Annotated in this window: 24 protein-coding genes; 17 read left to right on the top strand and 7 right to left on the bottom strand. The window is 72.1% G+C overall.

What is annotated here, in order from left to right:
- Positions 1-2: 2 nt before the first annotated feature.
- Positions 3-707 (bottom strand): hemerythrin domain-containing protein, encoded by a 705-nt coding sequence (locus VH969_RS09740; RefSeq protein WP_331973339.1) that lies wholly within the window; start codon positions 705-707, stop codon positions 3-5.
- Between the two features lie 282 nt (positions 708-989).
- Here VH969_RS09740 and VH969_RS09735 point away from each other — a divergent pair, with 282 nt between their 5' ends.
- The 4 genes from VH969_RS09735 (at position 990) to VH969_RS09720 (ending at position 4,249) form a co-directional block, all read left to right on the top strand.
- On the top strand, positions 990-1,511 hold the full coding sequence (locus VH969_RS09735) for a hypothetical protein (protein WP_331973338.1): 522 nt from the start codon (positions 990-992) through the stop codon (positions 1,509-1,511).
- A 93-nt stretch (positions 1,512-1,604) separates the two neighbouring features.
- Positions 1,605-2,450 (top strand): DUF4097 family beta strand repeat-containing protein, encoded by an 846-nt coding sequence (locus tag VH969_RS09730; protein WP_331973337.1) that lies wholly within the window; start codon positions 1,605-1,607, stop codon positions 2,448-2,450.
- A gap of 27 nt (positions 2,451-2,477) precedes the next feature.
- Positions 2,478-3,452, top strand: coding sequence for an efflux ABC transporter ATPase subunit, DrrA-related (locus VH969_RS09725; protein ID WP_331973336.1), 975 nt, complete (start codon positions 2,478-2,480; stop codon positions 3,450-3,452).
- Complete coding sequence (locus VH969_RS09720) at positions 3,449-4,249, top strand: ABC transporter permease (protein ID WP_331973335.1); 801 nt, start codon at positions 3,449-3,451, stop codon at positions 4,247-4,249. Before VH969_RS09725 ends, VH969_RS09720 begins: the two co-directional genes overlap by 4 nt.
- 31 nt (positions 4,250-4,280) lie before the next feature.
- Here the strand turns inward: VH969_RS09720 and VH969_RS09715 are convergent, their stop codons facing one another.
- Positions 4,281-4,652: a hypothetical protein gene (locus VH969_RS09715; RefSeq protein WP_331973334.1), complete on the bottom strand. Its 372-nt coding sequence runs from the start codon at positions 4,650-4,652 to the stop codon at positions 4,281-4,283.
- Between the two features lie 207 nt (positions 4,653-4,859).
- Here VH969_RS09715 and VH969_RS09710 point away from each other — a divergent pair, with 207 nt between their 5' ends.
- Both VH969_RS09710 and VH969_RS09705 read left to right on the top strand, forming a co-directional pair.
- On the top strand, positions 4,860-6,374 hold the full coding sequence (locus VH969_RS09710; protein ID WP_331973333.1) for an FAD-dependent oxidoreductase: 1,515 nt from the start codon (positions 4,860-4,862) through the stop codon (positions 6,372-6,374).
- 83 nt (positions 6,375-6,457) lie between these two features.
- Positions 6,458-6,910: a hypothetical protein gene (locus tag VH969_RS09705; protein ID WP_331973332.1), complete on the top strand. Its 453-nt coding sequence runs from the start codon at positions 6,458-6,460 to the stop codon at positions 6,908-6,910.
- 65 nt (positions 6,911-6,975) lie between these two features.
- Here the strand turns inward: VH969_RS09705 and VH969_RS09700 are convergent, their stop codons facing one another.
- Positions 6,976-8,778 carry a sensor histidine kinase gene (locus tag VH969_RS09700; protein WP_331973331.1) on the bottom strand — a complete coding sequence of 601 codons (1,803 nt, stop codon included), beginning with the start codon at positions 8,776-8,778 and terminating at the stop codon, positions 6,976-6,978.
- Between the two features lie 163 nt (positions 8,779-8,941).
- On the opposite strand from VH969_RS09700, the gene VH969_RS09695 reads away from it, so the two are divergent.
- Complete coding sequence (locus VH969_RS09695) at positions 8,942-9,301, top strand: response regulator (protein WP_331973330.1); 360 nt, start codon at positions 8,942-8,944, stop codon at positions 9,299-9,301.
- A gap of 83 nt (positions 9,302-9,384) precedes the next feature.
- Positions 9,385-10,029: a response regulator transcription factor gene (locus tag VH969_RS09690; RefSeq protein WP_331973362.1), complete on the top strand. Its 645-nt coding sequence runs from the start codon at positions 9,385-9,387 to the stop codon at positions 10,027-10,029.
- Between the two features lie 53 nt (positions 10,030-10,082).
- On the opposite strand, the gene VH969_RS09685 is transcribed toward VH969_RS09690, so the two are convergent.
- Both VH969_RS09685 and VH969_RS09680 read right to left on the bottom strand, forming a co-directional pair.
- On the bottom strand, positions 10,083-10,817 hold the full coding sequence (locus VH969_RS09685) for a hypothetical protein (protein WP_331973329.1): 735 nt from the start codon (positions 10,815-10,817) through the stop codon (positions 10,083-10,085).
- A gap of 5 nt (positions 10,818-10,822) precedes the next feature.
- Positions 10,823-11,800, bottom strand: a complete 978-nt coding sequence (locus VH969_RS09680) for an ATP-binding cassette domain-containing protein (protein ID WP_331973328.1) — start codon at positions 11,798-11,800, stop codon at positions 10,823-10,825.
- A 194-nt stretch (positions 11,801-11,994) separates the two neighbouring features.
- Here VH969_RS09680 and VH969_RS09675 point away from each other — a divergent pair, with 194 nt between their 5' ends.
- Complete coding sequence (locus VH969_RS09675) at positions 11,995-12,810, top strand: CPBP family intramembrane glutamic endopeptidase (protein ID WP_331973327.1); 816 nt, start codon at positions 11,995-11,997, stop codon at positions 12,808-12,810.
- A gap of 22 nt (positions 12,811-12,832) precedes the next feature.
- On the opposite strand, the gene VH969_RS09670 is transcribed toward VH969_RS09675, so the two are convergent.
- On the bottom strand, positions 12,833-13,669 hold the full coding sequence (locus tag VH969_RS09670; protein WP_331973326.1) for a phytanoyl-CoA dioxygenase family protein: 837 nt from the start codon (positions 13,667-13,669) through the stop codon (positions 12,833-12,835).
- An 82-nt stretch (positions 13,670-13,751) separates the two neighbouring features.
- Positions 13,752-14,552, bottom strand: a complete 801-nt coding sequence (locus VH969_RS09665; RefSeq protein ID WP_331973325.1) for a DinB family protein — start codon at positions 14,550-14,552, stop codon at positions 13,752-13,754.
- Positions 14,553-14,618: 66 nt separating this feature from the next.
- On the opposite strand from VH969_RS09665, the gene VH969_RS09660 reads away from it, so the two are divergent.
- From VH969_RS09660 to VH969_RS09625, 8 genes are all read left to right on the top strand, one after another.
- Positions 14,619-15,488: a GNAT family N-acetyltransferase gene (locus VH969_RS09660; protein ID WP_331973324.1), complete on the top strand. Its 870-nt coding sequence runs from the start codon at positions 14,619-14,621 to the stop codon at positions 15,486-15,488.
- Positions 15,489-15,689: 201 nt separating this feature from the next.
- The gene (locus VH969_RS09655; RefSeq protein ID WP_331973323.1) at positions 15,690-16,592 is read left to right on the top strand and encodes a beta-keto acid cleavage family enzyme; all 903 of its coding nucleotides are present in this window, start codon (positions 15,690-15,692) and stop codon (positions 16,590-16,592) included.
- A 28-nt stretch (positions 16,593-16,620) separates the two neighbouring features.
- Positions 16,621-17,874, top strand: coding sequence for a nucleotide sugar dehydrogenase (locus VH969_RS09650; RefSeq protein ID WP_331973322.1), 1,254 nt, complete (start codon positions 16,621-16,623; stop codon positions 17,872-17,874).
- A 20-nt stretch (positions 17,875-17,894) separates the two neighbouring features.
- A complete protein-coding gene (locus VH969_RS09645; protein WP_331973321.1) occupies positions 17,895-18,614 on the top strand; it encodes a hypothetical protein in 720 nt (239 codons plus the stop codon).
- Positions 18,611-19,852: a M20 family metallopeptidase gene (locus tag VH969_RS09640; RefSeq protein ID WP_331973320.1), complete on the top strand. Its 1,242-nt coding sequence runs from the start codon at positions 18,611-18,613 to the stop codon at positions 19,850-19,852. The genes VH969_RS09645 and VH969_RS09640 overlap by 4 nt, the downstream gene beginning before the upstream one ends.
- Positions 19,849-20,571, top strand: a complete 723-nt coding sequence (locus VH969_RS09635; protein WP_331973319.1) for an SDR family oxidoreductase — start codon at positions 19,849-19,851, stop codon at positions 20,569-20,571. The genes VH969_RS09640 and VH969_RS09635 overlap by 4 nt, the downstream gene beginning before the upstream one ends.
- Positions 20,568-21,620, top strand: a complete 1,053-nt coding sequence (locus VH969_RS09630; protein ID WP_331973318.1) for a Gfo/Idh/MocA family protein — start codon at positions 20,568-20,570, stop codon at positions 21,618-21,620. Before VH969_RS09635 ends, VH969_RS09630 begins: the two co-directional genes overlap by 4 nt.
- The coding region (locus VH969_RS09625) for an AMP-binding protein (RefSeq protein WP_331973317.1) at positions 21,617-22,779 on the top strand (1,163 nt) is incomplete at its 3' end. The genes VH969_RS09630 and VH969_RS09625, both read left to right, overlap by 4 nt.

The following is a 22,779-nucleotide window of genomic DNA, read 5'->3' as shown; positions in this document are numbered from 1 at the left end:
CCTCAGCGGCCCAGCACTGCCCGGATCGCGTCGCGGGCGCGGTCCATGATCGCCAGCGGCGGGCCGAGCAGAAGGTTCGCCGCCGGGCTCTCCACGCCCGGATGCGGCCGGGTCGGCGCGATCCGTTCCGCCGCGCGGACGGCGCCCGCCAGCGACACGAGCCGCTCGCGCGCCGTGCCCTGGCGGAGTATCGGGAACTCCGCCTGCTCTTCGTGCTCGGCGTGGGCCAGCACGTCCTCACGCAGCTGAGCCAGCAGCGTGTCGAACCCTTCGGCCTCGGTACCCATGTCGGTCAGCGTGCTCAGCAGCTCGGTGGCCCGGTGCTCCTCGCCGACGCGGGCGTCGACCACGTCGGCGCCACCCAGGTCCCGGATCGCCGGGTGCACGAGCTCCTGCTCGGCCGTCTCGTGCACCGACAAAAGGCGCACCAGCTCGTGGAAGAGCGAGCTCCGCTCGTCCGCACCGGCTTGCTCGACGTCGGCGAACAACCGCCGGATCTCCTCGTGCTGCCGGTACAGCAGATCGAGGACGTCCTCGGTGTGTTCCGGCGCGGTGTCTTCCTCCTCGCGGTCCTCCTCGTCGCGGTCTTCCTCCTCGCGCTGCTCCTCCGCGCGCCGGGCGACCGCGGCCTCGGCCGCCTCGCCCTGTTCGCGGCTGCCCTCGGCCGGATCGTCCGGGTGCACACCGCGCGATACGTCGCTCGTCATCGCCAACTCCTCCGGGTCTGTCGGTGGCTGCGACGCGCGGCTACCCGCGACCCGGGCCGGTAATCGGACTGGACGCGTGACCGAGGTGTCTGACCGCGCGCCGATTCGCCCGATGGCGCCGCGCAACGGCGGTTGCGGAGCAAGTGGCGCCAAGGTGGCTCACACCTGGCGCCAACAACGCCAGCCGCGCTTCTGCCGTACAGCTGAATCACCGGCATGGACACGCCAAGCAGTTCGTAGAACGGTGTTGCGATGCTGCCATTTTGGTGCCATAGTGGTGTCATGGACCTGACGCGGTATGTGGACAACGTTCGCCGAGAGCTGGCGGTCGCCGCCGAGGCGGGTGGCGACGAGGCCCGCGCCCTCGCCGAGCGGCTGAGCGCACCACTCGCGTCGGCGATCCGCCTCACCCTGCTCGACGCCCTGTCGGCCGCGGCCGACGAGATCACCCGGGACCTGGCGCCCGGCTCCGTCGAGGTGCGCCTTCGCGGGGGCGATCCGCACTTCGCGGTGTCGGCACCGGCCGTCGAGCCGCCCGTGCCGGCGGACCAGGAGCACGGCACACCCGGTCCGGCCGAAGAGCCGGACCAGCCGTCCGACGAGGACGGCACCATGACTCGCATCAACTTCCGCCTGCCGGACCACCTCAAGGCTCGCATCGAGGAGGCCGCGGGCCGGCAGGGCCGCTCGGTCAACGCCTGGCTCGTGCGCGCCGCGACCGCCGCCCTGCGACCCGAGCGGCCAACGCCCGCGACCGGACGCGGCAGCCGGTCGGCCCGGCACTACACCGGCTGGGTCCGCTGACCCGTCCCAGCAGCACGACATCGACCACCACGGACATCGACCACCACGGACATCGACCACAGCATCAACCACAGCACCCACAGGGGGACAGCCATGCCTACTTTCGACACCCCGCAACCGATCTCCGCCTCGGTCGAACCTGTCGTCGGCAACCTCCGCGTCATCGCGAGCGATCGCGCTGACACGGTCGTCGACGTGCGCCCGACCGACCCGGCCAACCCCTCCGACGTCAAGGCCGCCGAACAGACCCGCGTCGAGTACGCCGCCGGCACGCTCACGGTCAAGGCGCCGCGGTTGCGCCCGTTCGACTTCTCCAACAAGTCCAGGTCGATCGACGTCACCATCGAGCTGCCGACCGGTTCGCAGGTGCACGGCAGCACCGGGCTCGGCGACCTGCACGCCACCGGCCGGCTCGGCCGGTGCCGCTACAAGTCGGGCCTCGGCCACTTCCACCTCGAGCACACCGGCGCGGTGCGCCTGCACACCGGCGCCGGCAACGTCGACGTCGAACGGGTCGCCGGCAGCGCCGAGATCAGCACGGGCTCCGGCCGGGTCAGCGTCGCCGAGGTCGACGGCAGCGCGGAGGTCAAGAACTCCAACGGCGACACCACGATCGGCACGGTGAGCGGCACGGTCCGGGTCCGCGGGGCCAACGGCGACATCACCGTCGACCGGGCGGCCGACGCCGTGGACGCCAAGACCGCCAACGGCTCGGTGCGGGCGCTCGAGGTCGTCCGCGGCACGGTGGTCCTCGAGACCGCCATGGGCGACATCGAGATCGGCGTCCGCGACGGCACCGCCGCCTGGCTGGACGTGAAGACCCAGTTCGGCCACGTGGACAACACGATGGCGGCCGCCGACGCGCCGGACGCCGCGGTCGACACCGTCGAGGTGCACGCCCAGACCGCGATCGGGCAGATCGCCGTCCACCGCTGCTGATCTCGTGACCCGAAAGGACACCCGGCCATGAGCCCCCCGGCGATCTCCGCGACCGGCCTGCGCAAGTCCTACGGCGACAAGGTGGTGCTCGACGGCATCGACCTCGACGTGGCGCCCGGCACCATCTTCTCGCTGCTCGGACCCAACGGTGCGGGCAAGACCACGACCGTCAACATTCTGTCCACATTGGCCAGTGCGGACGCCGGCACGGCGAGCGTCGGCGGCCACGACGTGGCGGCCGATCCGGACGCGGTCCGCGCCGTCATCGGCGTCACCGGGCAGTTCGCCGCCGTGGACAACCTCCTCACCGGCGAGGAGAACCTGTTCCTGATGGCGGACCTGCACCACCTGCCGCGGCGCGAGGGGCGACGGCGGGCCGCCGCGCTGCTCGAGCGGTTCGATCTCACCGAGGTCGCGAAGAAGATGCCGATCACCTACTCCGGCGGCATGCGGCGCAAGCTGGACCTCGCGATGACGCTGGTCGGCGACCCGAAGGTGATCTTCCTCGACGAGCCGACCACGGGCCTGGACCCGCGCAGCCGCCGCATCATGTGGGACATCATCCGCGACCTGGTCGCGAACGGCGTGACGATCTTCCTCACCACCCAGTACCTCGACGAGGCCGACCAGCTCGCCGACCGGATAGCCGTCCTCGATCGCGGCCGGCTGGTCGCGCAGGGCACCCCGGACGAGCTCAAGCGCCTGCTGCCGGGCGGCCATCTGCGGCTGCGGTTCGCCGACGCCGCCCTGCTCGCCGAGGCGGCACGCCTGCTTGACATGTCCACACAGGACGAGGAGGCGCTCGTGCTGCAGGTGCCGACCGACGGCAGCGTGCCGGCCCTGCGCGCGGTGCTCGCCCGGCTCGACGCCGCCGCCGTCGAGGTGGACGCCCTGACCGTGCACACGCCCGATCTCGACGACGTGTTCCTCACCCTCACCGGCCACGCGGCCGACGACACGAACGGCCAGGCGGCCGACCGGAGCGAGGAGATGGCCGGATGAGCACCCTGTCCTTCGCGGCGAGCGACTCGATGACGATGTTGCGCCGCAACCTGCGCCACATGCAGCGCTACCCGTCCCTGACGTTCATGCTGCTCGGCCAGCCCATCGTGTTCCTGCTGCTGTTCGTCTACGTCTTCGGCGCCACCCTCGGCGACGGGCTCGGCGCGGCGGCGCGCGGCCTGGGTGGCCGGGCGGAGTACGTCGGGTTCGTCACGCCGGCCATCCTGCTGATCACCGTGTCCAGCGCGGCGCTCGGCACGGCCGTGTCGGTCGCGATCGACATGAAGGAAGGCATCATCAACCGGTTCCGCACCATGGCGATCAACCGGGCGTCGGTGCTGACCGGGCATGTCATCGGCACCGTCATCCAGGCGATGCTGGGACTGGCCGTCGTCACGGGAGTGGCGCTGCTCGTGGGGTTCGAACCGGCCGCCGGGCCCGTCGAGTGGCTGGCGGTCGCCGGCGTGCTGCTGTTGCTGACCATCGCCCTGACCTGGCTGTCGGTGGCGCTCGGGCTGGTGGCGAAGAGCGTCGAGACCGCGAGCAACACGCCGATGGTGTTCACGCTGCTTCCCTTCCTCGGCAGCGGTTTCGTGCCGGCCGCGTCGATGCCGGCGGGGCTGCGCTGGTTCGCCGAGTACCAGCCGTTCACCCCGGTGATCGAGACGATCCGCGGCCTGCTGCTCGGCACGCCGATCGGCAAGAGCGGGCCCATCGCCGTCGGCTGGTGCGTGGCCATCGCCGCGGTCGGCTACGGGTGGTCGAAGCACCTGTACGCGAAGGCCCAGCACCAGTGACGGCGTTCGCTCGGCGGGCGCGAACCGCCGGTCACGTGGGTTCGAGGGAGGACGCGGCGCGGTCGCCCGCCGCGTCCCGGCGGTGCTGTGCGGCGCGCTGCTGGTGATACTCGCCGAGATCGTCGGCCGCGTGCCAGTCCGCAAGTCGCTCGTGGGCCTCCGCCGCCCGCTCGTGTGCCTCCGCCGCCCGCCCGTAGGCGTCCAACAAGTTGCGTGCCGCTTCGGCCGCACGTGCCCGGGCGTCGGCCACGGAACCGCCGACCCGCTCGCGGGTGCTGGCGCCCGGAACACGTGTGCCCGGTGATCGGTACTCCTGTGCCAGCCAGACGCGCAGCTCGTGCACGCGGCGCCCCGCCTCGTCCGCCCGCCGGCGAGCTTCGATGGCACGATCGGCGAAGCTCAAGGGTTCCTCATCGCGTCGGCCGCTCATCGACGTGCCCTTCCTCGCGGCGGCACATGCAGAGGAGCAGGCTCGGCCCGCAGGCCGTCGTCGTGCCTAGCGTACGTCCGATGTCCGCGCCGCGCTCCGGCCACGGCGACGCGGTGTGTGTCGTTCACTTCGGGGTATTCATCCGCTCAGCCCCCCGCACCCGTACCGGAAAGCCGCGCCATGCAGACAACGACCGCGCAGCATTCGCTGTGGCTGGCGGATACGCCGGACGCCGGTTATCCGAGCCTGTCCGGCACCACCCGGTGCGACGTGGCCGTGGTCGGCGGCGGCTGGACCGGGCTCACCACGGCGCTGCTGCTCAAGCGCGCGGGCGTGCGGGTGGCGGTGGTCGAGGCGGCGCGCGTGGGCGCCGGTGTCAGCGGGAACAACACCGCCAAGGTCAGCGCCTTGCAGGCCACGATGTACTCCCGGATCGCCCGCGAGCACGGCGCCGCCGCGGCCGCCGACTACGCACGGGCGAGCACCGCCGGCGTGGAGCTGGTCGCCGAGCTCGCCGCGCGGGAAGGCATCGACTGCGACCCGCGCCGGCGCACGGCCGTCACCTATGCGAGCACCGAGCAGGAACGCGACGCCGTGGAGGCCGAGGCCGAGGCGGCGCGCGAGGCCGGGCTGGAGGTCACCCTCGACGTCGGGCCCGACCTGCCGTTTCCCACATACGGCGCGGTCGGCCTGGACGAGCAGCTCCTGCTCCATCCGCGGCGCTACGCGGCCGGCTTGGCCGCCGCGGTCGAGGGCGACGGTTGCCGCGTGTTCGAGCGCTCCCGGGTACGGCAGGTGCGTGAGGGCAAGCCGTGCCGGGTGGTGACGGCGGAGGGAACCGTCACGGCGGACCGGGTGGTGATCGCCACCCACTACCCGATCCTCGACCGCGGCGTGTTCTTCGCACGCCTGGAGGCCACCCGCGCGTACTGCGTCGCCGCCCGGCTGCGCGAGGGCACGCCGCCGGCTGTGATGGCCATCAGCGCCGGCAGCCCGGCCTGGTCGACCAGCGCCAGCGCAGACCTGCTGATCCTGGCCGGGCAGAGTCACCCCGCCGGCCGGCGCGAGGCCGGCACCCGACCGTACGACGAGCTCACCGCCTTCGCCCGCCGGCACTGGGAGGTCGAGGAGATCACCCACCGGTGGTCGGCGCAGGACCCGATCCCCTACGACCACCTCCCCATGATCGGCACCTACCGGCCCGGCCTGGACCGGGTCTACGTCGCCACCGGGTACCAGAAGTGGGGCCTGTCGACCAGCGCGTTCGCCGCGATCATCCTCGCCGACCTGCTCACCGGGAAGCCCAACCCGTGGGCCGACCGGTTCAGCCCGCACCGCCTCAGCGTGCGCGCCGCCCCCACGCTCGCCCGCCTCAACACCACCGTCGCCGCGAACCTCGTCGGCGACCGGCTCCGCGCGCCGGACACCACCACCCCCGCGGACGTTCCCCCCGGCGAGGCCCGGGTGGTCCGGGATCGCCAGGGCAAGACCGGTGTCTACCGCGACGAGGACGGCAAGCTGCACGCCGTCTCCCTGCGCTGCACCCACCTCGGCTGCCTGCTGCGCTTCAACGACGCCGAACGCAGCTGGGACTGCCCGTGCCACGGCTCCCGTTTCGACGTCGACGGCGCCGTGCTCGAAGGCCCGGCCACCAGGCCACTCCCCCGCCGCGAGCCACCCGGAAACTCCCGGTGACACGGGTGCCGTTGAACCTGTCCGGGCATCCAGGCGTAATCCCGGCAGGGGACAACGGCACCAAGCGACCAAGGGAGTTTCCGATGGGAACCATCAGCGCCGGCGAAGGCAACTCGAGCTACGTCCAGGCGGGACCGGGCGGGGTGCTCTCGCCGATCATCTGGCGAATCCTCAGCGCGGTGGCCCTCCTGGCGATGGGCGGGATCCATCTCTTCCTCGTCCTCGACGGGGTGGACGGCCTGCTGGGCGTCCTGTTCACGCTCAACGCCATCGGCGGGCTGCTCCTGGCCATCGCGATGCTCGTCGCGCCACGACGGCTCCTGGCGATCGCGAGCGTGCTCAGCTTGCTGTTCATCGTGGGCACGCTGCTCGCGCTGATACTCGCGCTGACCGTCGGGCTCTTCGGGATCACCGAGCAGATCGACGGCCAGCTGGTCCCGACGACGCTCATCGTCGAGTCGATCGGCATCGTCGTGCTCGCCGTGACGACGGCGCTCGCCTTCCGCATGCAGCGCATGCGCGCCGCGCACAGCTGAGACACCCGCGAGAGCACGCGGACGGTGTAGTGGCCGTCGTGCTCCGGCCGGGGCGCCGCGCGCGTTCAGCGCGTGCCGGTGCTCCGGATCTGCTCGTCCCGCGCGGGTAGCTCCGCCGTGACGACGGTGCCGCCGCCGGCCGGGCTGACCACACGCAGGCGGCCGTGCAGTGCTTCGACCCGGTCGGTCAGGCCGCGCAGGCCAGTGCCCGCGGCGGGGTCGGCGCCGCCGACGCCGTCGTCGGTGATCTCGATGATCGCGTTCGGGCCGGCGCGCCGCAGGCGGACCGTCACCGTGCTCGCGTGGGCGTACTTGGCGATGTTGGCCAGGGCCTCGGACGCGACGAAGTACGCGGCGAACTCGACCGACTGCGGCAGCCGTGGTCCGGGGTCGCACGCCACCGCCGTGGGCACGGCCGACCGCGCTGCCAGCGCCTCCAGGGCGACCTCGAGACCGTGCTCGAGGGCGGCCGGGTGGATGCCGCGGGCGAGCTCGCGCAGCTCGGCCAGGGACTGCGCGAGCTCGTCGCTGGCGGAGGTGACGAGCTGCTCGGCGTCGCCCGGGTTGCGGCGGATCTCCCGTTGTATCAAGGAGAGCTGCATCGCGAGGGTGACCAGCCGCTGCTGCGCGCCGTCGTGCAGGTTGCGTTCGATCCGCCTGCGCTCGGCGTCGCCCGCGGCGATGATCCGCTCCCGCGAGCTCTCGACCTCCGCGAGCCGCTGCCGTGCCTCCGTCTGCAGCTGCTGGTTCTCCAGCGCGATCGCCGCCGCGGCGGTGACCGCGTCGACCAGCTCGGGATCGTCGTCCAGCGAGCGGTCGTAGACGAGCACGGCCACCTGCCGGCCCTCGCGGTTGACGCCGGCCACCGAGCGTGGCTCGCCGGCGCCGGGCAGGTTGAGCGGATCTCCCGCGAGCGAGGTGTAGCCGCCACCCGGTGCCGGGTACGCGACGGTCAGGTCCGGATCGCCGATCGCCTTGGCCAGCGCGTCCCGCAGGTCCTCGGCTCGCATGGTGCGCAGCCCGCGGAACAGGTCGGCGAGCCCGCCCCGCGCGAGCCGGGAGCGCAGCAGGCCCACCAGGAACGCGACCGGCACGGCGAGCAGCGAGCACGCCGCCACCCAGAGCAGCACCGGGGACTTCTCGCCGGTCAGGAACTGGGCGGTCAGCAGCCAGCCGAACAGCAGCAGGCAGGCGGCGCCCGCGACGGCCGGTATCAGCGCCCGCCGGCCGGGCGCGGACGCCGACCACCACCGCGCGGCCACGACGGCCGCGGTGCCGACGGCGGCACCCAGCAGGGTGGCGCGCTGCGCGATGTCGACGATCTCCGCGGCGAGCTCGTGGGGCCACGCCGCGATCGGGTTGCCGTCGAAGTCGGCGAGCAGCAACCACAGCGGGGCGAGCACGACCAGCTCCACCGCCACCGTGGCGACCAGGATCCGGTCGGCCCGGGTCCGCATCCGGCCACCGGTCAGGTACGTCAGCACGAGCAGCACGAAGAACAGGACCCACAGGTCCGGCAGCCACAGCGCGACGACCTGCGCGGCCGGCCAGTCGAGCAGGCCGGCCAGCGGGCTGACGAAGAACGCGAAGCCGGTGGCGGTCATCCACAGGCCGCTGCGGCTGTCGGGCCTGCGGTGCCAGGCGACCAGCCCGCACGCCGCGAAGGAGCCGCCGATCAGCCGGAACGCGACGTCGATCGCCTCGACCGGAGCGCCGTGCGGGAACAGCACCGGCACGAGGGTGCCGAACTCGGCCGCGACCACGGCGAGGGCGAGTGCGACCCAGAACGCGGCGCCGTGCTCGGCGTCGGAGAAGCGGCGTGAGGTACTGGTGTGGGTCCCGGCGACCGCCGCATCGGCTGCACCCATGACACGTCCTGCTGGGTGTCGACTCGTCCCCGACCTGACCTCGCACGGTAGCTCACCGGCACATCGTCCGGTACCGCCTTGATCGGGTGAGATGCCCGTTCCCGGTCCGGCTCGCAGGGTTGTCCCCGTAGTCCCGGTGCCGGGGCGTTGCGATCCTCACCTGATGGTGCACCGGGTGCTGATCGTCGACGACCATGCCGCCTTCCGGTCGTTCGCGCGCCGCGTCCTCGTCGCCGACGGTCTGGTCGTGGTCGGCGAGTCGGCGGACGGCGCGGCGGCGATCGCGGCCGTGCCCGAGCTGCGGCCGGACGTGGTGCTGCTCGACGTGCAGCTGCCCGACATGGACGGCTTCGCGGTCGCCGAGGTGCTCGCCGCGCAGGACGAGGCGCCGGCGGTCGTGCTGGTGTCGAGCCGTGCCCGGGCCGACTACGGCTCGCTCGTGGACGACAGCCGGGCCGCCGGGTTCATCGCCAAGTCCGCGCTGAGCGGCGAGCTGGTGCGCAAGCTGGCCGGCGAAACCTGATCGTGGCCGTACACTCGTTCGCTACCCGGACCGAGGTCGCGGTACGCGAACGAGGAGGTCAGGTGAACGAGAGCCGGCCTGCCCTGCGCGTGATGATCGCCGACGACGCGGTGCTGTTCCGGGAAGGCCTCGCGCGGGTGCTCACCGAGGCCGGGTTCGAGGTCGCGGCCCAGGCGGGGGACGCCGGGTCGTTGCTGGCGCACGTGCTCCGCGACCCGCCCGACGCGGTGATCGTCGACATCCGGATGCCGCCGACGCACACGGCCGAAGGTCTCGACGCGGCGCGGACGCTGCGCGAGCGGCACCCGTCGGTCGGCGTGCTCGTTCTGTCGGCGCACGTCGAGCCGCACTTCGCGTTGCAGCTGATCGAGTCCGGCGCGCACGGCGCCGGGTACCTGCTCAAGGAGCGCGTCGCCGACCTCGGCGAGCTGACCGACGCCGTGCGCAGGGTCGCCGCCGGCGGGCTGGTGGTCGATCCGTCCGTGGTCGCCCAGCTGGTCGGCCGCAAGCGCACCCGCAGCCCCCTGGACGAGCTGACCGAACGCGAACGCGACGTCCTGGAGGTCATGGCGGAGGGGCGCTCCAACCAGGCGATCAGCCAGCGGCTCTACCTCAGCCCGAAGACGGTCGAGGCGTACGTGCGCTCGGTGTTCACCAAGCTCGGCCTGCAGCCGGGTGCCGACGACAACCGCCGGGTGCTGGCCGTGCTGACGTACCTGCGCGGCTGACCCGGACGCGGCGGTGGCCGGACCCGTTGCGGATCCGGCCACCGGTCGAGACGTCAGGCGTCGCGCCGCTTCGCCACCCCGATGGCGACCGCCAGCAGTGCCGTGCTGACGGCGGCGAAGTAGCCCATCGCGGCCCACGGCTGCTCGGTCAGGCCGAGCCCTTCCGGCGTCTGGCCGGCGAGCAGGAACTGCTTGGCGGCCTGGAATGGCAGCCACGTGACCACCGGCTCGAACCCCGGAATCAGCGCGAGCAGCTGCTCGATCATCAGTGCCCAGGTCAGCACGATCGCCACGGCACCGGCGGTGTGGCGGACGAGGACACCGACCGCGACCGCGAAGACGGCCGCGACGAGGAAGACCAGAGCCACGCCGGCGACCTGCCGCCACTCGGTCGCTCCGTGCAGCGCGAGGTCGGCGTCGGGCATCAGGACGAGGCCAATGGCCCAGCTGCCGAACGCGGTGACCAGCCCGATGAGCCCCGCGGCGACCGCGACGACGACCGTCTTCGCCAGCAGGGACACGGTCCGGTTCGGCACCGCGAGGAACGTCGTGCGGATCATGCCGACGGAGTACTCCGTGGTGACGGCGAGCGTCGCCATCACCATGACCACGGCCATGCCCAGGCCGTAGCCGAGCTGGGTCGACGTGACACCGGTGAACCCGGTCGGGTCCTCCGCGGTCATCGAGATCGACGCCACGCCGATCGTGGCCACCACACCGAATGCGGCGCACCACCACGGCGACCGCGTCGAGGTCAGCTTGATTCGCTCAGCTGCGATGACGGACATGACGGTCACCTTCCCGCGGCCGCGGTCGCCGCAGAGTCGATTCGTTCGGTTCGGTCGGTTCGGTCGCGGGCCGGGTCACCGGCGGTGTACTCGACGTCATGGCCGGTGATGTGCATGAACGCCTCCTCCAGCGAACCCCGGTGCGGCGCCAGCTCGTGCAGCGCGATCCCGGCGCCGGCGGCGAGCTCACCGATCCGGTCGGTGTCCGAGCCGGACACCACGAGCGTCCGTTCGCCGCCCGGGGCCGCCTGGACGTCCATTCCGTTGCGCATCAACACTTCCGCGAGCTCCAGGAGCCGTGGGCTGCGCACCCGCACCGACGAGCACGTGGCGCTCTCGACGAACTCGGCGGTCGTGCTCTGGGTGATCAGCCGGCCCCGGCCGATCACCACGAGCTCGGTCGCCGACAGCGCCATCTCCGGCAGCAGGTGGCTCGACACCAGCACGCTGCGCCCCTCCCCCGCCAGGCGCCGCATGAACTCGCGGATCCACACGATGCCCTCCGGGTCGAGCCCGTTGACCGGCTCGTCGAACAGCAGGATCTCCGGGTCGCCCAGCAGCGCCCCGGCGATGCCGAGCCGCTGTGACATGCCGAGCGAGTAGGCCCCGGCCCGGCGTTCGGCGACGTCGGTCAGGCCGACCTGGTCGAGCACCTCGTCCACGCGGCTCGCCGGCAGCCGGTTCGAGCGGGCCAGCCAGCGCAGGTGTGCGCGCGCGGATCTGTTGGGATGCACCCATTTCGCGTCCAGCAGCGCACCAACTGTCCGCAGTGGATGGTCGAGCTCCTCGTAGGGCCTGCCGTTGACCAGCGCGTGACCGGACGTGGGCCGGTCGAGCCCGAGGATCATGCGCATGGTCGTCGACTTCCCGGCGCCGTTCGGCCCGAGGAAACCGGTGACCCGGCCGGGGTGCACGGTGAAGGACAGGTCGTCGACGGCGAGCGTCGCGCCGTAGCGCTTGGTGAGTCCGCGGGTTTCGATCATGAGGTCCTCCTCGTGGGTCGGATCGCCGGTGGACTCCACTGTGGGCGCCGGACCTGCTGCGGGGCACCGGGGCCAGCCCTGCGGTGCCCAGGGAAAACCCTGCTCGTGGTGCCGGGGTCACCCGCTACCCGCCGTCCGCCCGCCCGGCGCACCGTTGGCGGGTCCCACGCCCGGATCTGGAAGAGGAGGACCTCATGTCAACGATCGCCACATGGACCCGCCGGCACCGCCTCACCGCGTTCTTCGGCCTCGCGTTCGTGCTGTCCTGGTGGGCCTGGCCGCTCTACGCGGCCGGCGTCGACGTGGTGCCGTTCTGGCCGTGGGGGCCGTTGCTCGCCGCCCTCGTCGTCATCGGCGTCACCGACGGCCGCAGTGGTTACCGGGAGCTCCTCGCCCGGATGACCCGCTGGCGGGTCGGCTGGCGGTGGTGGGTCGTCGCGCTCGGCACCCCGCTGGCCGTGCTGGCCGTCGCGACGATCGCGAACGTGACGATCTGGCACGCGCCGGCGCCGGACATCGCGAACATGGCGTGGGCCGACATCGGCCTGATGTTCGCGTTCCGGTTCGTCGACCCGCTCAACGGACCGCTCGGTGAGGAACCGGGCTGGCGCGCCTACGCCGTGCCGCGGCTGCAGCGGCTGTGGTCACCGCTGCGATCCGCCTGCACGCTCGGCGTGCTCGTCGCCCTGTGGCACGTTCCGCTGGTCGCGACGGACCGGCTCGCGGCGGTCGGCATCCCGGTGACGTTCGCCATCACGTTCGTCTACGTGTGGCTGTTCAACCGCACCGGTGGCAGCGGCCTGATGACCATGGTCTTCCACGTCGCCCAGGGCACGATCAGCTACGCGGCGCTGGGCTTCGCCTACGCCGACGCGACCCGCATGGACTGGCTGACCGGCGCCCTGTGGTGCCTGATCGCCGTGGGCCTGGTCACCCTGGACCGGAAGGCATGGCGGTCCGCGCCCGCGGCGGCGGTCGCCCCCGCGCCGGTCGCGCACGCGCACGTCTGAAGGTGCGCGCATGCCCGCGTGTCTAGGACTCGCCCATCACGAGGCCCTCGATCGTGTGTTTCTGCTCGATCGGCTCCAAGCGGTCGACCAGCCGGGCGGGCAGGTGTGCCCGGACCTCCCGCGGCAGCTCGGCGTGGTAGTCCCGGGTGACCATGAGGTCGTGGTGCCCGGCGTTGCCCGCGCCGGGCGCGTCGACTCCGAGCACGAGGGTGGGCCGTGCCCTGGCCGAGCGGTTGGCCGTGCCGCGGTGGATCGTGAGCGCGCTGCGCGCGGAGATGTCGCCGCGCTTCGTGAGCTTGCGCCGGCTCAGCGACTCGTAGCGCGGCCACTCGCGCCGCGGCGGGAACATGCCGTGCTCGAAGTCGTGGCCGTGCTCCCACTGGGTGCCGGGCGCGATCTCGAACGGGCCCATGTCCGGTTCGACGTCGACCGTGGTCATGTTGAACGCCAGCGAGGTCAGCCGGCCGTGTTCGGTCGTCTCCGCCGGCGCCGGGAAGTCCCGATGCCACGGCTGGTTCATCGCGCCGGGAAACGGGATGTCGAAACCCACCTCGACGATCTCGTACTCCGGACCGAGGACCGCCTCGCACACGCCGGTCACCCACGGGTGCGTCACCAGGTCGACGAACCCGCGCAGCCGCTCCGGGTGGATCTCCACGTAGTACCGCTCCGGGCCGCGGCCGATCGCGCTGCCCTGGGTCCGCGCCTCCTCGAACAACGCCATGATGTCCTCGCCGAGCCGGTCCACCCACTCGGCGGTGAACGCCCCCTGCCGGGCGACGATGCCATCGGCATGGAGCGTCTCGGCCAGCCGGCCGGCGTCCTCGGTGGACAGGGGGCTCGTGTCGGCCAGCGTCATGCCGCCTACCTCCGTCGCTTCGATGCACCTGCAGAGCTCCCGGCAGGGTATCCAGCGTGGGCGTCGGCCATGCGCCCGCTGATCAGAGCTCCTTCTCCAGTGCCGTCAGGTCTCGTTCGGCGTAGAGCCGGTGCTCCCACTCCTCGTTGAGAACGATGCGCAGGCACTCCTTGACGGGGAAGTGCTCGAGCCGGGGCCAGCCGGGCTCGCTACGGGTCACCTCGGCGGCGAGCTGCTCGTCGGTGAGCGAGTCCAGGACGTCGCGGACCATCGCCCGGCGTTCGGCTCGGACGGCGAGCACCTCCTCGAGCGAGGGCCGTGCCTCGCGGTCCCACGGGATGCCGTCCCAACCGGGTGCCTCGTCCCACGGGAGGTCCAGCGGGTGCCACGGCGCGGCGTCGCCGAGGATCATCCGGCCGACCCACGCGGCGGTGGCGAAGTTGAGGTGGCGCAGGGTCTGGATGAACGACCACTCCTCGTCGACGCCGCGGTGCAGCGCCGCTTCGGGGAACGTCCTGGCCCGCGCGAGCGTGCCGGCCCACAACCGCTCCAGGATCGCCCAGGCCGCCCGGAACCCGTCGGGGTCGTCGGGGCGCATCCGCGCCCGCTCGGGCATGCGCCGGTTCAGCTCGGCGTCGACGAGCGGTGCGATGTCGACCCCGTTCACGACGACGTTCCGCAGCTCGCCGTCGATGGTGACATTCAGCAGCTCGACTCCGCGCAGCCGGCTTCCGTTGAACAGGCTGCCGCGGATCCGCACACCGGTGAAGTCGGCGTCGCGGATGTCGGCGTCGTTGAAGCGGACCTCGGTGAACGTGGCGTCGCGGAGGCTCACGCGCGCGAAGCGTGCCCCGGTGAGGTCCTGCTCGCGGAACTCGGTCATGGCTGTCACGGTAGAACCGGTGCCGGACGATCTACTTCCGGTTCAGGCGGAAAGCATACTCGGTTCATGAACGTGGCACTGCGGCCGCTGGCCGAGGGGGACATCGAAGCCGCCGAGCGGGTCTCGGACATCACCTTCGTCGAGGCTGAGCGGCTCACCCGGCGGGTCAGCGACGCCGAGCCCGCGCCACGCCCGGCGAGCGTGCGCGGACAATGGATCGACCGCACCCGCTACTTCCTCGACGAGGACCCGGCCGGCTGCTGGGTCGCGACGGACGGCGACGAGCTCGTCGGGTTCGCGTTCGCCCAGAACCGCGGCCGGTTCTGGTTCCTGTGGACCTACGGAGTGCTGCCCTCCCACCAGGGCCGGGGAGTCGGCCGCCGGCTGATGGACGCCGTGCTGGCGCACGCGGACGGCCGGGCCGGCATGTTCTCCTCCACCGTCCACCCGGGAGCGACGCGCCGCTACCGGCTCGCGGGTTTCCTGCTGTACCCGCAGATGCGCATGGTCGGCACCGTCGACCGCGCGACGCTGCCGGCGATCACCGGGCTGCGCGACGGCACGGCGGAGGACTTCGAGTGGATGGACGCGCTGGACACCCGGCTGCGCGGCGACGGCCACGGCCCAGACCACGCGTACATGCTGAACACCCTGCGCCTGGTGGTGACCCGGGCGCGGGACGGCTACGTGTACCTCAACGAGCACGGTCGCGCGATGCTGCTCGCCGCCGGCGACGACGAGCCGGCGAGCACGCTGCTGTGGGAGGCGTTGGCCCGCTCATCCGGCGACACACTCGTCAACTGCATCACCACGGCCAACCACTGGGCCATCGACGTCGGCCTGGCCGCACGGCTCGACATCGGGCAGGAGGGCTACCTCGCGCTGCGCGGCATGCCCGAGCCGGCGCCCTACCTCGCCAGCGGGCACTACCTGTGACGCACTGACACCGACGCTTTTCGGCCGTCCGGAAGTCAAGGGCCCCAAGATCGCGGGCTTCGGCGATCTCGCCGCCCGTCCTCAAGAACGGCTTGAGCATGGTCGGGCACGTCTTACATCTGGCTATCGTCTTTCCTAGCATCAAATGCGGGCTCTGGGTAATTCGCTCACCGAGAAAAGTCTCGACACCAGAGGACGGGAATGTCAGAAGGCAACGAGATCATCGTCAATCTGTGCCCGACGGGCATGGTCCCGAGAAGGGCGAAGGTACCGGCCGTTCCGATCACGCCCGAGGAGATCGCCGCCGACGTGCGGCGTTGCTTCGAGGCGGGGGCGTCCATGGTTCACCTGCACGCACGTGACGATGACGAGGAGCCGACCTGGCGCGGCGACCGGTTCGCCGACATTTGTTCCGCGGTGGCCGATGCGGCGCCGGAAATTGTTCTCGTCGTCACGACCAGCGGGCGCAACTGGAGCGAGGTCGAAAAGCGCGCCGCGTCTTTGGATGTCGCCGGCCGCGCCAAGCCGGAAATGGCCTCGCTGACACTCGGGTCGATGAACTTCGCGTCGGGACCGTCGATCAACTCCCCGGAGACTATTGCCGCGCTCGCGACAGCCATGCGAGAGCGGGGAATCGTGCCGGAGCTCGAGACATTCGACGTGGGCATGATCGATTATGCGAATTACCTGATCTCCCGGGGCATTCTCCAACCGCCGTACTACTTCAACGTGCTGCTCGGCTCACGCGGTACCGCGGCGGTCAGCGCGGCGAACGCCGCCGCCGCGCTCGCGGCCCTGCCGGACGGCGCGACGTGGGCTTTCGCCGGAATCGGACGCGCGCAGGTCGCGGCCAACACCTTGGCGACGAGCCTCGGCGGGCACGTCCGGGTCGGGCTCGAGGACAACCCGTACTACGACTGGCACGACAGGTCCGCCGAGTCGACGAACGCGCGGCTGGTCGAGCGCGCGGTACGCATCGCCCGTGACGTCGGGCGGGAGCCGGCCACGCCCGGGGAGGCGCGGCGCATCATCGGGCTTCCCGCCGTCAGCCGGGCGTCGTCGGCCGGCCCCGCGCTGGATGGTCCGTCGCGCGCGGCCGCCTGACGGTCGGTCGTCGAAACCGGGGAGAACCATGAGAGTCGCGGTCGTCGGTCAGGGTTACGTCGGATTGCCGCTTGCGATCGAGGCGTGCCGAGCGGGGCACGACGTGCTCGCGGTCGAGTCGGACCCGTACCGGCTGAGCAGCCTGCGAGGCGCCAGCTCGTACATTCCCGACGTGCCCTCGCCGGCACTGCGGGAGTGCGTCGGCAGCGGGCGGTTCACGCCGATGGCCGACTTGGCCGGCGCGCCGCCGGCCGAGGTCTACGTCCTCGCCGTGCCCACGTCGTCGACCGCGTCGAACGAGCCGGCTCTCGAGTTCCTCGACCGCGCCGTCAGGTCGGTCGCGGCGGCCGCCCCGCAGGGCGCGCTGGTGGTCGTCGAGTCGACGGTGCACGTCGGCGCGACCCGGCGGCACGTACTGCCCCTGCTCGAGGCGACCAGCCGGCGGCGGGTGGGCAGCGAGATCCACCTGGCGTACAGCCCGGAACGGATCGATCCGGGCCGGCGCACCGTGTCGTTCAGCGAGGTGCAGAAGCTCGTGTCCGGAGTGGACACCGAGAGCGGCACGCTGGCCCGGAAGTTCTACGAGACGATGTTCGACAACGTCCAGCTCGTGTCCAGCTGCGAGGTGGCCGAGTTCGCGAAGCTGTTCGAGAACACCTTCCGCTACCTGAACATCGCCCTCGTCAACGAGCTCGCCCTGGCGGCCCACAACGCGTCGATCGACTTCCGGGAGGTGGTCGCGGCGGCGTCGTCCAAGCCGTACGGGTTCATGCCGTTCCACCACGGCCCGGGCGTCGGCGGGCACTGCCTGCCGAACAACGTGCGCTACCTGCAGCATTCGATCAGCCAGTTCCGGGAGCCGAGCAAGATCCTCGACGCGGCGATGGAGGTCAACGAGAGCGCACCGGGCAACGTCGTCGACCGGGCTCGCGACGCGCTCGACCGCCACGGGCGGTCGCTGCGCGGCGCGACCGTCCTCGTCGTCGGCATCGCGTACAAGCCCAACGTGCCGGACGTCCGCGCCGCGCCCGCTCTCGAGATCATCCGGCGACTCCAGGCCCACGGTGCCCGCGTCCGCGTCGCGGACCCGCTGGCGGCGGACGAGATCCGCCGGCTCGGCATGGAGCCGGTCGTGCCGACCCGGCAGGAGTGCCGGGCGGCGGACCTGGTGGTGATCGTGACCGATCACGACAACGTCGACTACCGGATGATCGCGCGCGAGGCACGGCTGGTCCTCGACTGCCGAGGTCGCATCAACCAACCCGCTGTCGAGCAGTTCTGACAGATTGGAACACGTTCATCATGGCGAATGACATTCCGGACACCCAGTGGTGGAGTGAGACCGAGAGCCCCAAGGCCTGGATGAGCGTGCGCGACGCCGACCTGTACGAGGCCCTCCTCCACCGGCTCGCCGTGCACCGCGCGGGGCAGACCCTGCGGGTGGTCGAGTGGGGGGCCGGCAAGAGCACGCTGTGGTACACGGCCTATCTCGACCGGCTGGGCGTGCCCTACTCCTGGCTCGCCCTCGAGCACAACAAGAGCTTCTTCGACGAGCGCTGCGCGGCGGAACTGCGGTCGCGGGACAACACCGCGGTGGTCACCGAGTCCGAAGTGGACTTCGCCGAGCTCCGGGCGCGGGCCGGCCGGCCCGGCGTGCTCGCGGTGCTCTACGACGCGGGCAACGTCCGTCCGGACCTGCCCGGCCGGGAGGCGGACCGCGAGGTGGATCTCGACGCGTACGTCTCGCTGCCGGCCCGGTTGGGGATCACCTGCGACCTCGCGGTGGTCGACGGCCGCAAGCGGCGCCGCTGCGTTCTCGAGGCCTCGCGGTTGATCGGCCCGCACGGCTACGCGATCCTGCACGACGCGTGGCGCACGCACTACCAGTGCGCGTTCACCTCGTTCACGACCGGTCGGCGGTTCGGCGACGAGTGGTGGATCGGCACCCAGCGGGCGACCCGGTTCGAGGAAGTCCTGCCCTGGCACGCACTCGAGCGCCACGCGCTGGCCGAGACCGCATGATGAACGGCCGCAACGGGTTCGACCGGTGGCTGGCGCGCCACCGGGAGTCGTTCGTCGAGGACATCGCCGCGCTCGTCGCCGTGGACACCACGACACCGAACGAGCCGGCGGCGTTCTCCTGGCTGCGGGACTACTTCGAGCGGCTCGGCGGGACGGTCAGCCACGAGCCGCGCCACGCGGCCCTGCTCGACCATCCCGCCGCGAACCACAACGAGTACGCGCAGCTGCCGCCCGAGGATCGCGGGACGCTTCGCGTCGACTTCCCCGCACCCACGGCGGGCGGGGCCCACACGCTCTTCAGCGGACACGTCGACGTCGTCCCGCCGGGTCCCGACTTCCCGCTCGCCTTCGAGCCGAAGGAGGCCGACGGCCGGCTCGTGGGCCGCGGCACGGCCGACACCAAGGGGAACATCGTCATGCTGGCGGCGGCGCTGCGGTACCTCGCCGACGCCGGCATCCCGCTGCGCCGCGGGGTGACCCTCGACCTCGTCCCCGAGGAGGAGATCGGCGGCAACGGCGCGCTGTCGACGGTCCTGCACGGGCGCGACGCCGACGAGGTCGTCGTGCTGGAACCCACGGGGCTCGAGGTCTTCCACGGGCACCGCGGGTGCGCCGGGTTCGCGGTCGAGATCGGTGGCCGGTCCAGCCACATGGGCGGCAGCGGGCTCAGCGCGATCGACGGCGCCGTCGAGTTCCTGGCCCTGCTGCGGGAGCTGGAGGCCGAGCTGCTGGACGAGGCCCGGACCGACCCGGCGTTCGCCGGGGTGGACCGGCCGGTGCAGATCAACGTCGGCACGATCGCCGGCGGGGAGTGGCCGGGGTCCATTCCGGAGCGTTGCACCGTCGGCGGCCATTTCGGTTTCCACCCGCGGTACTCGACCGCGGCGGTGCTCGGCATGCTCTCCGACCTCGTGTCCCGTCTGCGCGATCCCTGGCTGCGCACGCATTCGCGGGTCCGGTTGCGCGGCATCCACAACGGCGCATACCTCGGCGACCCCGACGAGCGCGTGGCCCGGGACCTGCGCGCGGCGGTGCGCGCGACGGGTGCGGCGGTGGCGCAGCGCCGGGCGTGGCACGTGAGCTGTGACGCGCGGCTGTATCACGAGGAGCTGGGCCTGCCGACCGTCGTGTTCGGCGCCGGCCGGCTCGCCGACGCGCACTCCAGCCACGAGGCCCTCGACATCGACGAGTGGGGCCGCGGCGTCGCGGCGCTGGCCGGGTTCCTGGGAACGTGGTGAGCACCGTGCTGAAGGGTGGCGTCGTACTCGGCGCGTCGTCGGGCGTGGGGCACCGGCTGGCACGGCGACTCGCCGCGGGCGGCCAGCAAATCACCGCGGTGGCCCGCCGGGCACCGGAGCTCGACGAGGGCGTCGCGGCGGTGTCCGCGGACGTTCGCGACTACGCCGGCCTGGAACGGGTCATCCGATCGGCCAAGGACCGGCAGGCCGTCGACTACATCGTCAACTGCGTCGGCGTCGGGTTCTACGCCCCGGTCGGTGCCGACTACCTGCGCGCGTGGACCGACATCCTGACCACGAACGTCGCGAGCCTGCTGTCGCTGCTGTCGATCATCGACACGCACTGCGCCGACCTTCCCGTGTTCGTCCAGGTCAGCTCCATGGCCGCGCACCGTCCCTCGCGGACTCCGGGAAACCTCTGCTACTCGGCGTCGAAGGCGGCGGCGCGGGTCATCGTCGAGGAGTACCGCAAGCAGGTACGCGCCGCGGGCCGGCGGACGAGGGTCTCGATGGTCTCCCCCGGGTTCGTCGAGGAAACCGACTTCGGACGCAACTTCTACGCGCACGCCCCGGCCGGCGTGGCCCGGGCCGACCTGTACGGCGCGCACGAGAACCTGACCGCGGACGACGTGGCCGCGGCGATCGCGCACCTGCTGCACACACCGGAGCGGGTGGAGATCCTCGACCTGATCGTCTGCGCGCGGGACCAGCCGGCATGAACACGATCGAGCGCGTACTGGTCGTCGGCTACGGATACGCCGGGCGGCGGTTCACGGCCGCGCTCGACCACCTGCGCAAGGTCGGCCTGCCGGTCGAGATCGCCGGGTTCTGTGACCTCGACGCGAGCCGGGTTCCGGCGGACGGTGTCCTCTACACCGACATCCGCGCGGCGCTGGCCGAGCTGTCGCCGACCGTGGTCTGCGTGACCGTGAACGAGGCGGCGCACGCCGCCGTCTTCGCCGAGCTGCGGTCCTACCGCAGGGCGCTGGTCCTGGCCGAGAAGCCGCTCGCCGCGGACGTCGGCGAGGCCGAGCGCGCCGCGGACTCCTTGCGGCACCACGCGTTCTCCATGAACCTGGTCGAGCGGTTCAGCCCGATCGTGCGCGAGTGCGCGGAGTGGCTGCGCGACGCGGGCCCGTTCGACGTCGTCCGGGTCGAGTCGTTCTGGGGCAAGCACCGGATCAGCGACCCCCGCCCGACGATCGGCGTGCTTTCCGAGCTCATCCACCCGCTGGACCTGATGCGACACCTCTTCGGGCCGGGTGAGATCGAGGTCGTGGCGTCCGCCGGCGTCCGCAGCGACTTCAGCGTCGCCGCCGGCGAGCGGCTGGAGGCGGTCGACGTCCTCGCCATGCAGAACGGCCGCACGCCGTTCATCGTGCACTCGTCGTTCGCCTGGCCCGCACGCATGCGACGCGTGACCGCGGTCGTCCGGTCCGCCGCGGCCGGCTTGTTCTGCCTCGAGCTGACCTTCGACACGCCCCATTGGGACTGCGACCGCCTGGTCGTCTCGTCCGTCTCGGAAACCGGCTGGTTGAGCGAGGTCCACACGAAGTCGGTCGACCGGGCGGACCTGCCGGCGGACATCCGCGGCGTGGGCAAGGTGTCGGCGTTCATCGAGGCCTCGCTGCGCGCGTGGTGGGCGCAGGAGCCCGGCCACGACCTCGCCGACCTGGACAGTTCGCTGAACCTGCAACGCATCCTCGGGCAGATCGAGCTGGCGACGACGACGTCGCCGGCCTCGGTCGGATACAGGGGCTCGCCATGACCGTCACGCCCGGGCCGACCCTCACCGGCCTCGTCCTCCGGCACGCCCGGCAGGCCCCGCACGAGGCCGCCGTGGTGGCGGGCCGGCGCAGCGTCAGCTACGAAGAGCTGTTCGCGACCGCGCAGCGCGTGTGCGCGGAGCTGCTGGCGCTGGACCTGCCCGCCGAGTCGCTCGTCGGCGTGTCCGCCGAGCGCAACGAGTCCTATGTGGCCGGTGCGCTCGGCGTCATGCTGGCGGGTTGCTGCTTCGTGCCGCTGGACCCGGCGCTCCCGCCCGCCCGGATCGAGCAGCTGGTGCGGCGCGCGGACATCGGCGTCGCCGTCGCGGGCGGGGACACCGCGTCGTCGTTGCGGCCGCTGGTGTCGACGCTGCTCACCGCGGACCCGGGCGAGATCCTGGGCGGCACTCCGGCGGCCGGGACGGCGGAGTGGCTGGACGAGCTCGTGGACCGCGCCACACCGGCTGCCCTGGCGTACGGGCTGTTCACGTCCGGCTCGACGGGTCAGCCGAAGCTCGTGGGCATCGAGCACCGGTCCATCTGCGCGTTGCTCGACGGGTTCGACGCGGTGGCCCCGTTCCGGCGGCGGGTCGTCTCGAGCACGGTCTGCCCGTTCTCGTTCGACGCGTCGATCTTCGAGGTCTTCATCTCGCTGACCCGCGGCGGAACCGTGCACGTCCTGCCGGACAAGATCGCGGCCGATCCGGGCGCGCTGGCGGTCGAGCTGGCGACCCGGGGCGTCACCACCGCCTACCTGCCGCCGGTGGGGCTGGACTTCCTCGTCGACGAGCTGCGGGCCACCGGCGGCACCGAGCTGCTCGACCGGATCATGGTCGGGGCGGAACCGATCCTGCTGGGCACGCTGGGCCGCCTGCAGGAGGTCGTGCCACCGGCCACGATCGTCAACGCCTACGGGCCGACCGAGGCGGCGGTCTGCTCGACGTTCCACGTCGTCCGGGAGACGACCGACGCACAGCGGCGGACGCCCATCGGCAAGCCGGTCCGGGGCTGGACCGTCCGGGTCGTCGACGACGGTTTCGTGGAGGTGCCCGTCGGCGTGGTCGGCGAGATCGTCGTCGGCGGCGCCGGACTCGCCCGCGGCTACCTCGGCAACCCCGAACTCACCGCCGAACGCTTCATCACCCGACCCGACGGCACCCG

It is taken from the genome of Actinophytocola sp. (genome assembly GCF_036555685.1).
GTDB lineage: Bacteria > Actinomycetota > Actinomycetes > Mycobacteriales > Pseudonocardiaceae > Actinophytocola.
The sequence above is the reverse complement of the archived record's forward strand: the minus strand, read 5'-3'. Positions and strand labels throughout refer to the sequence as shown.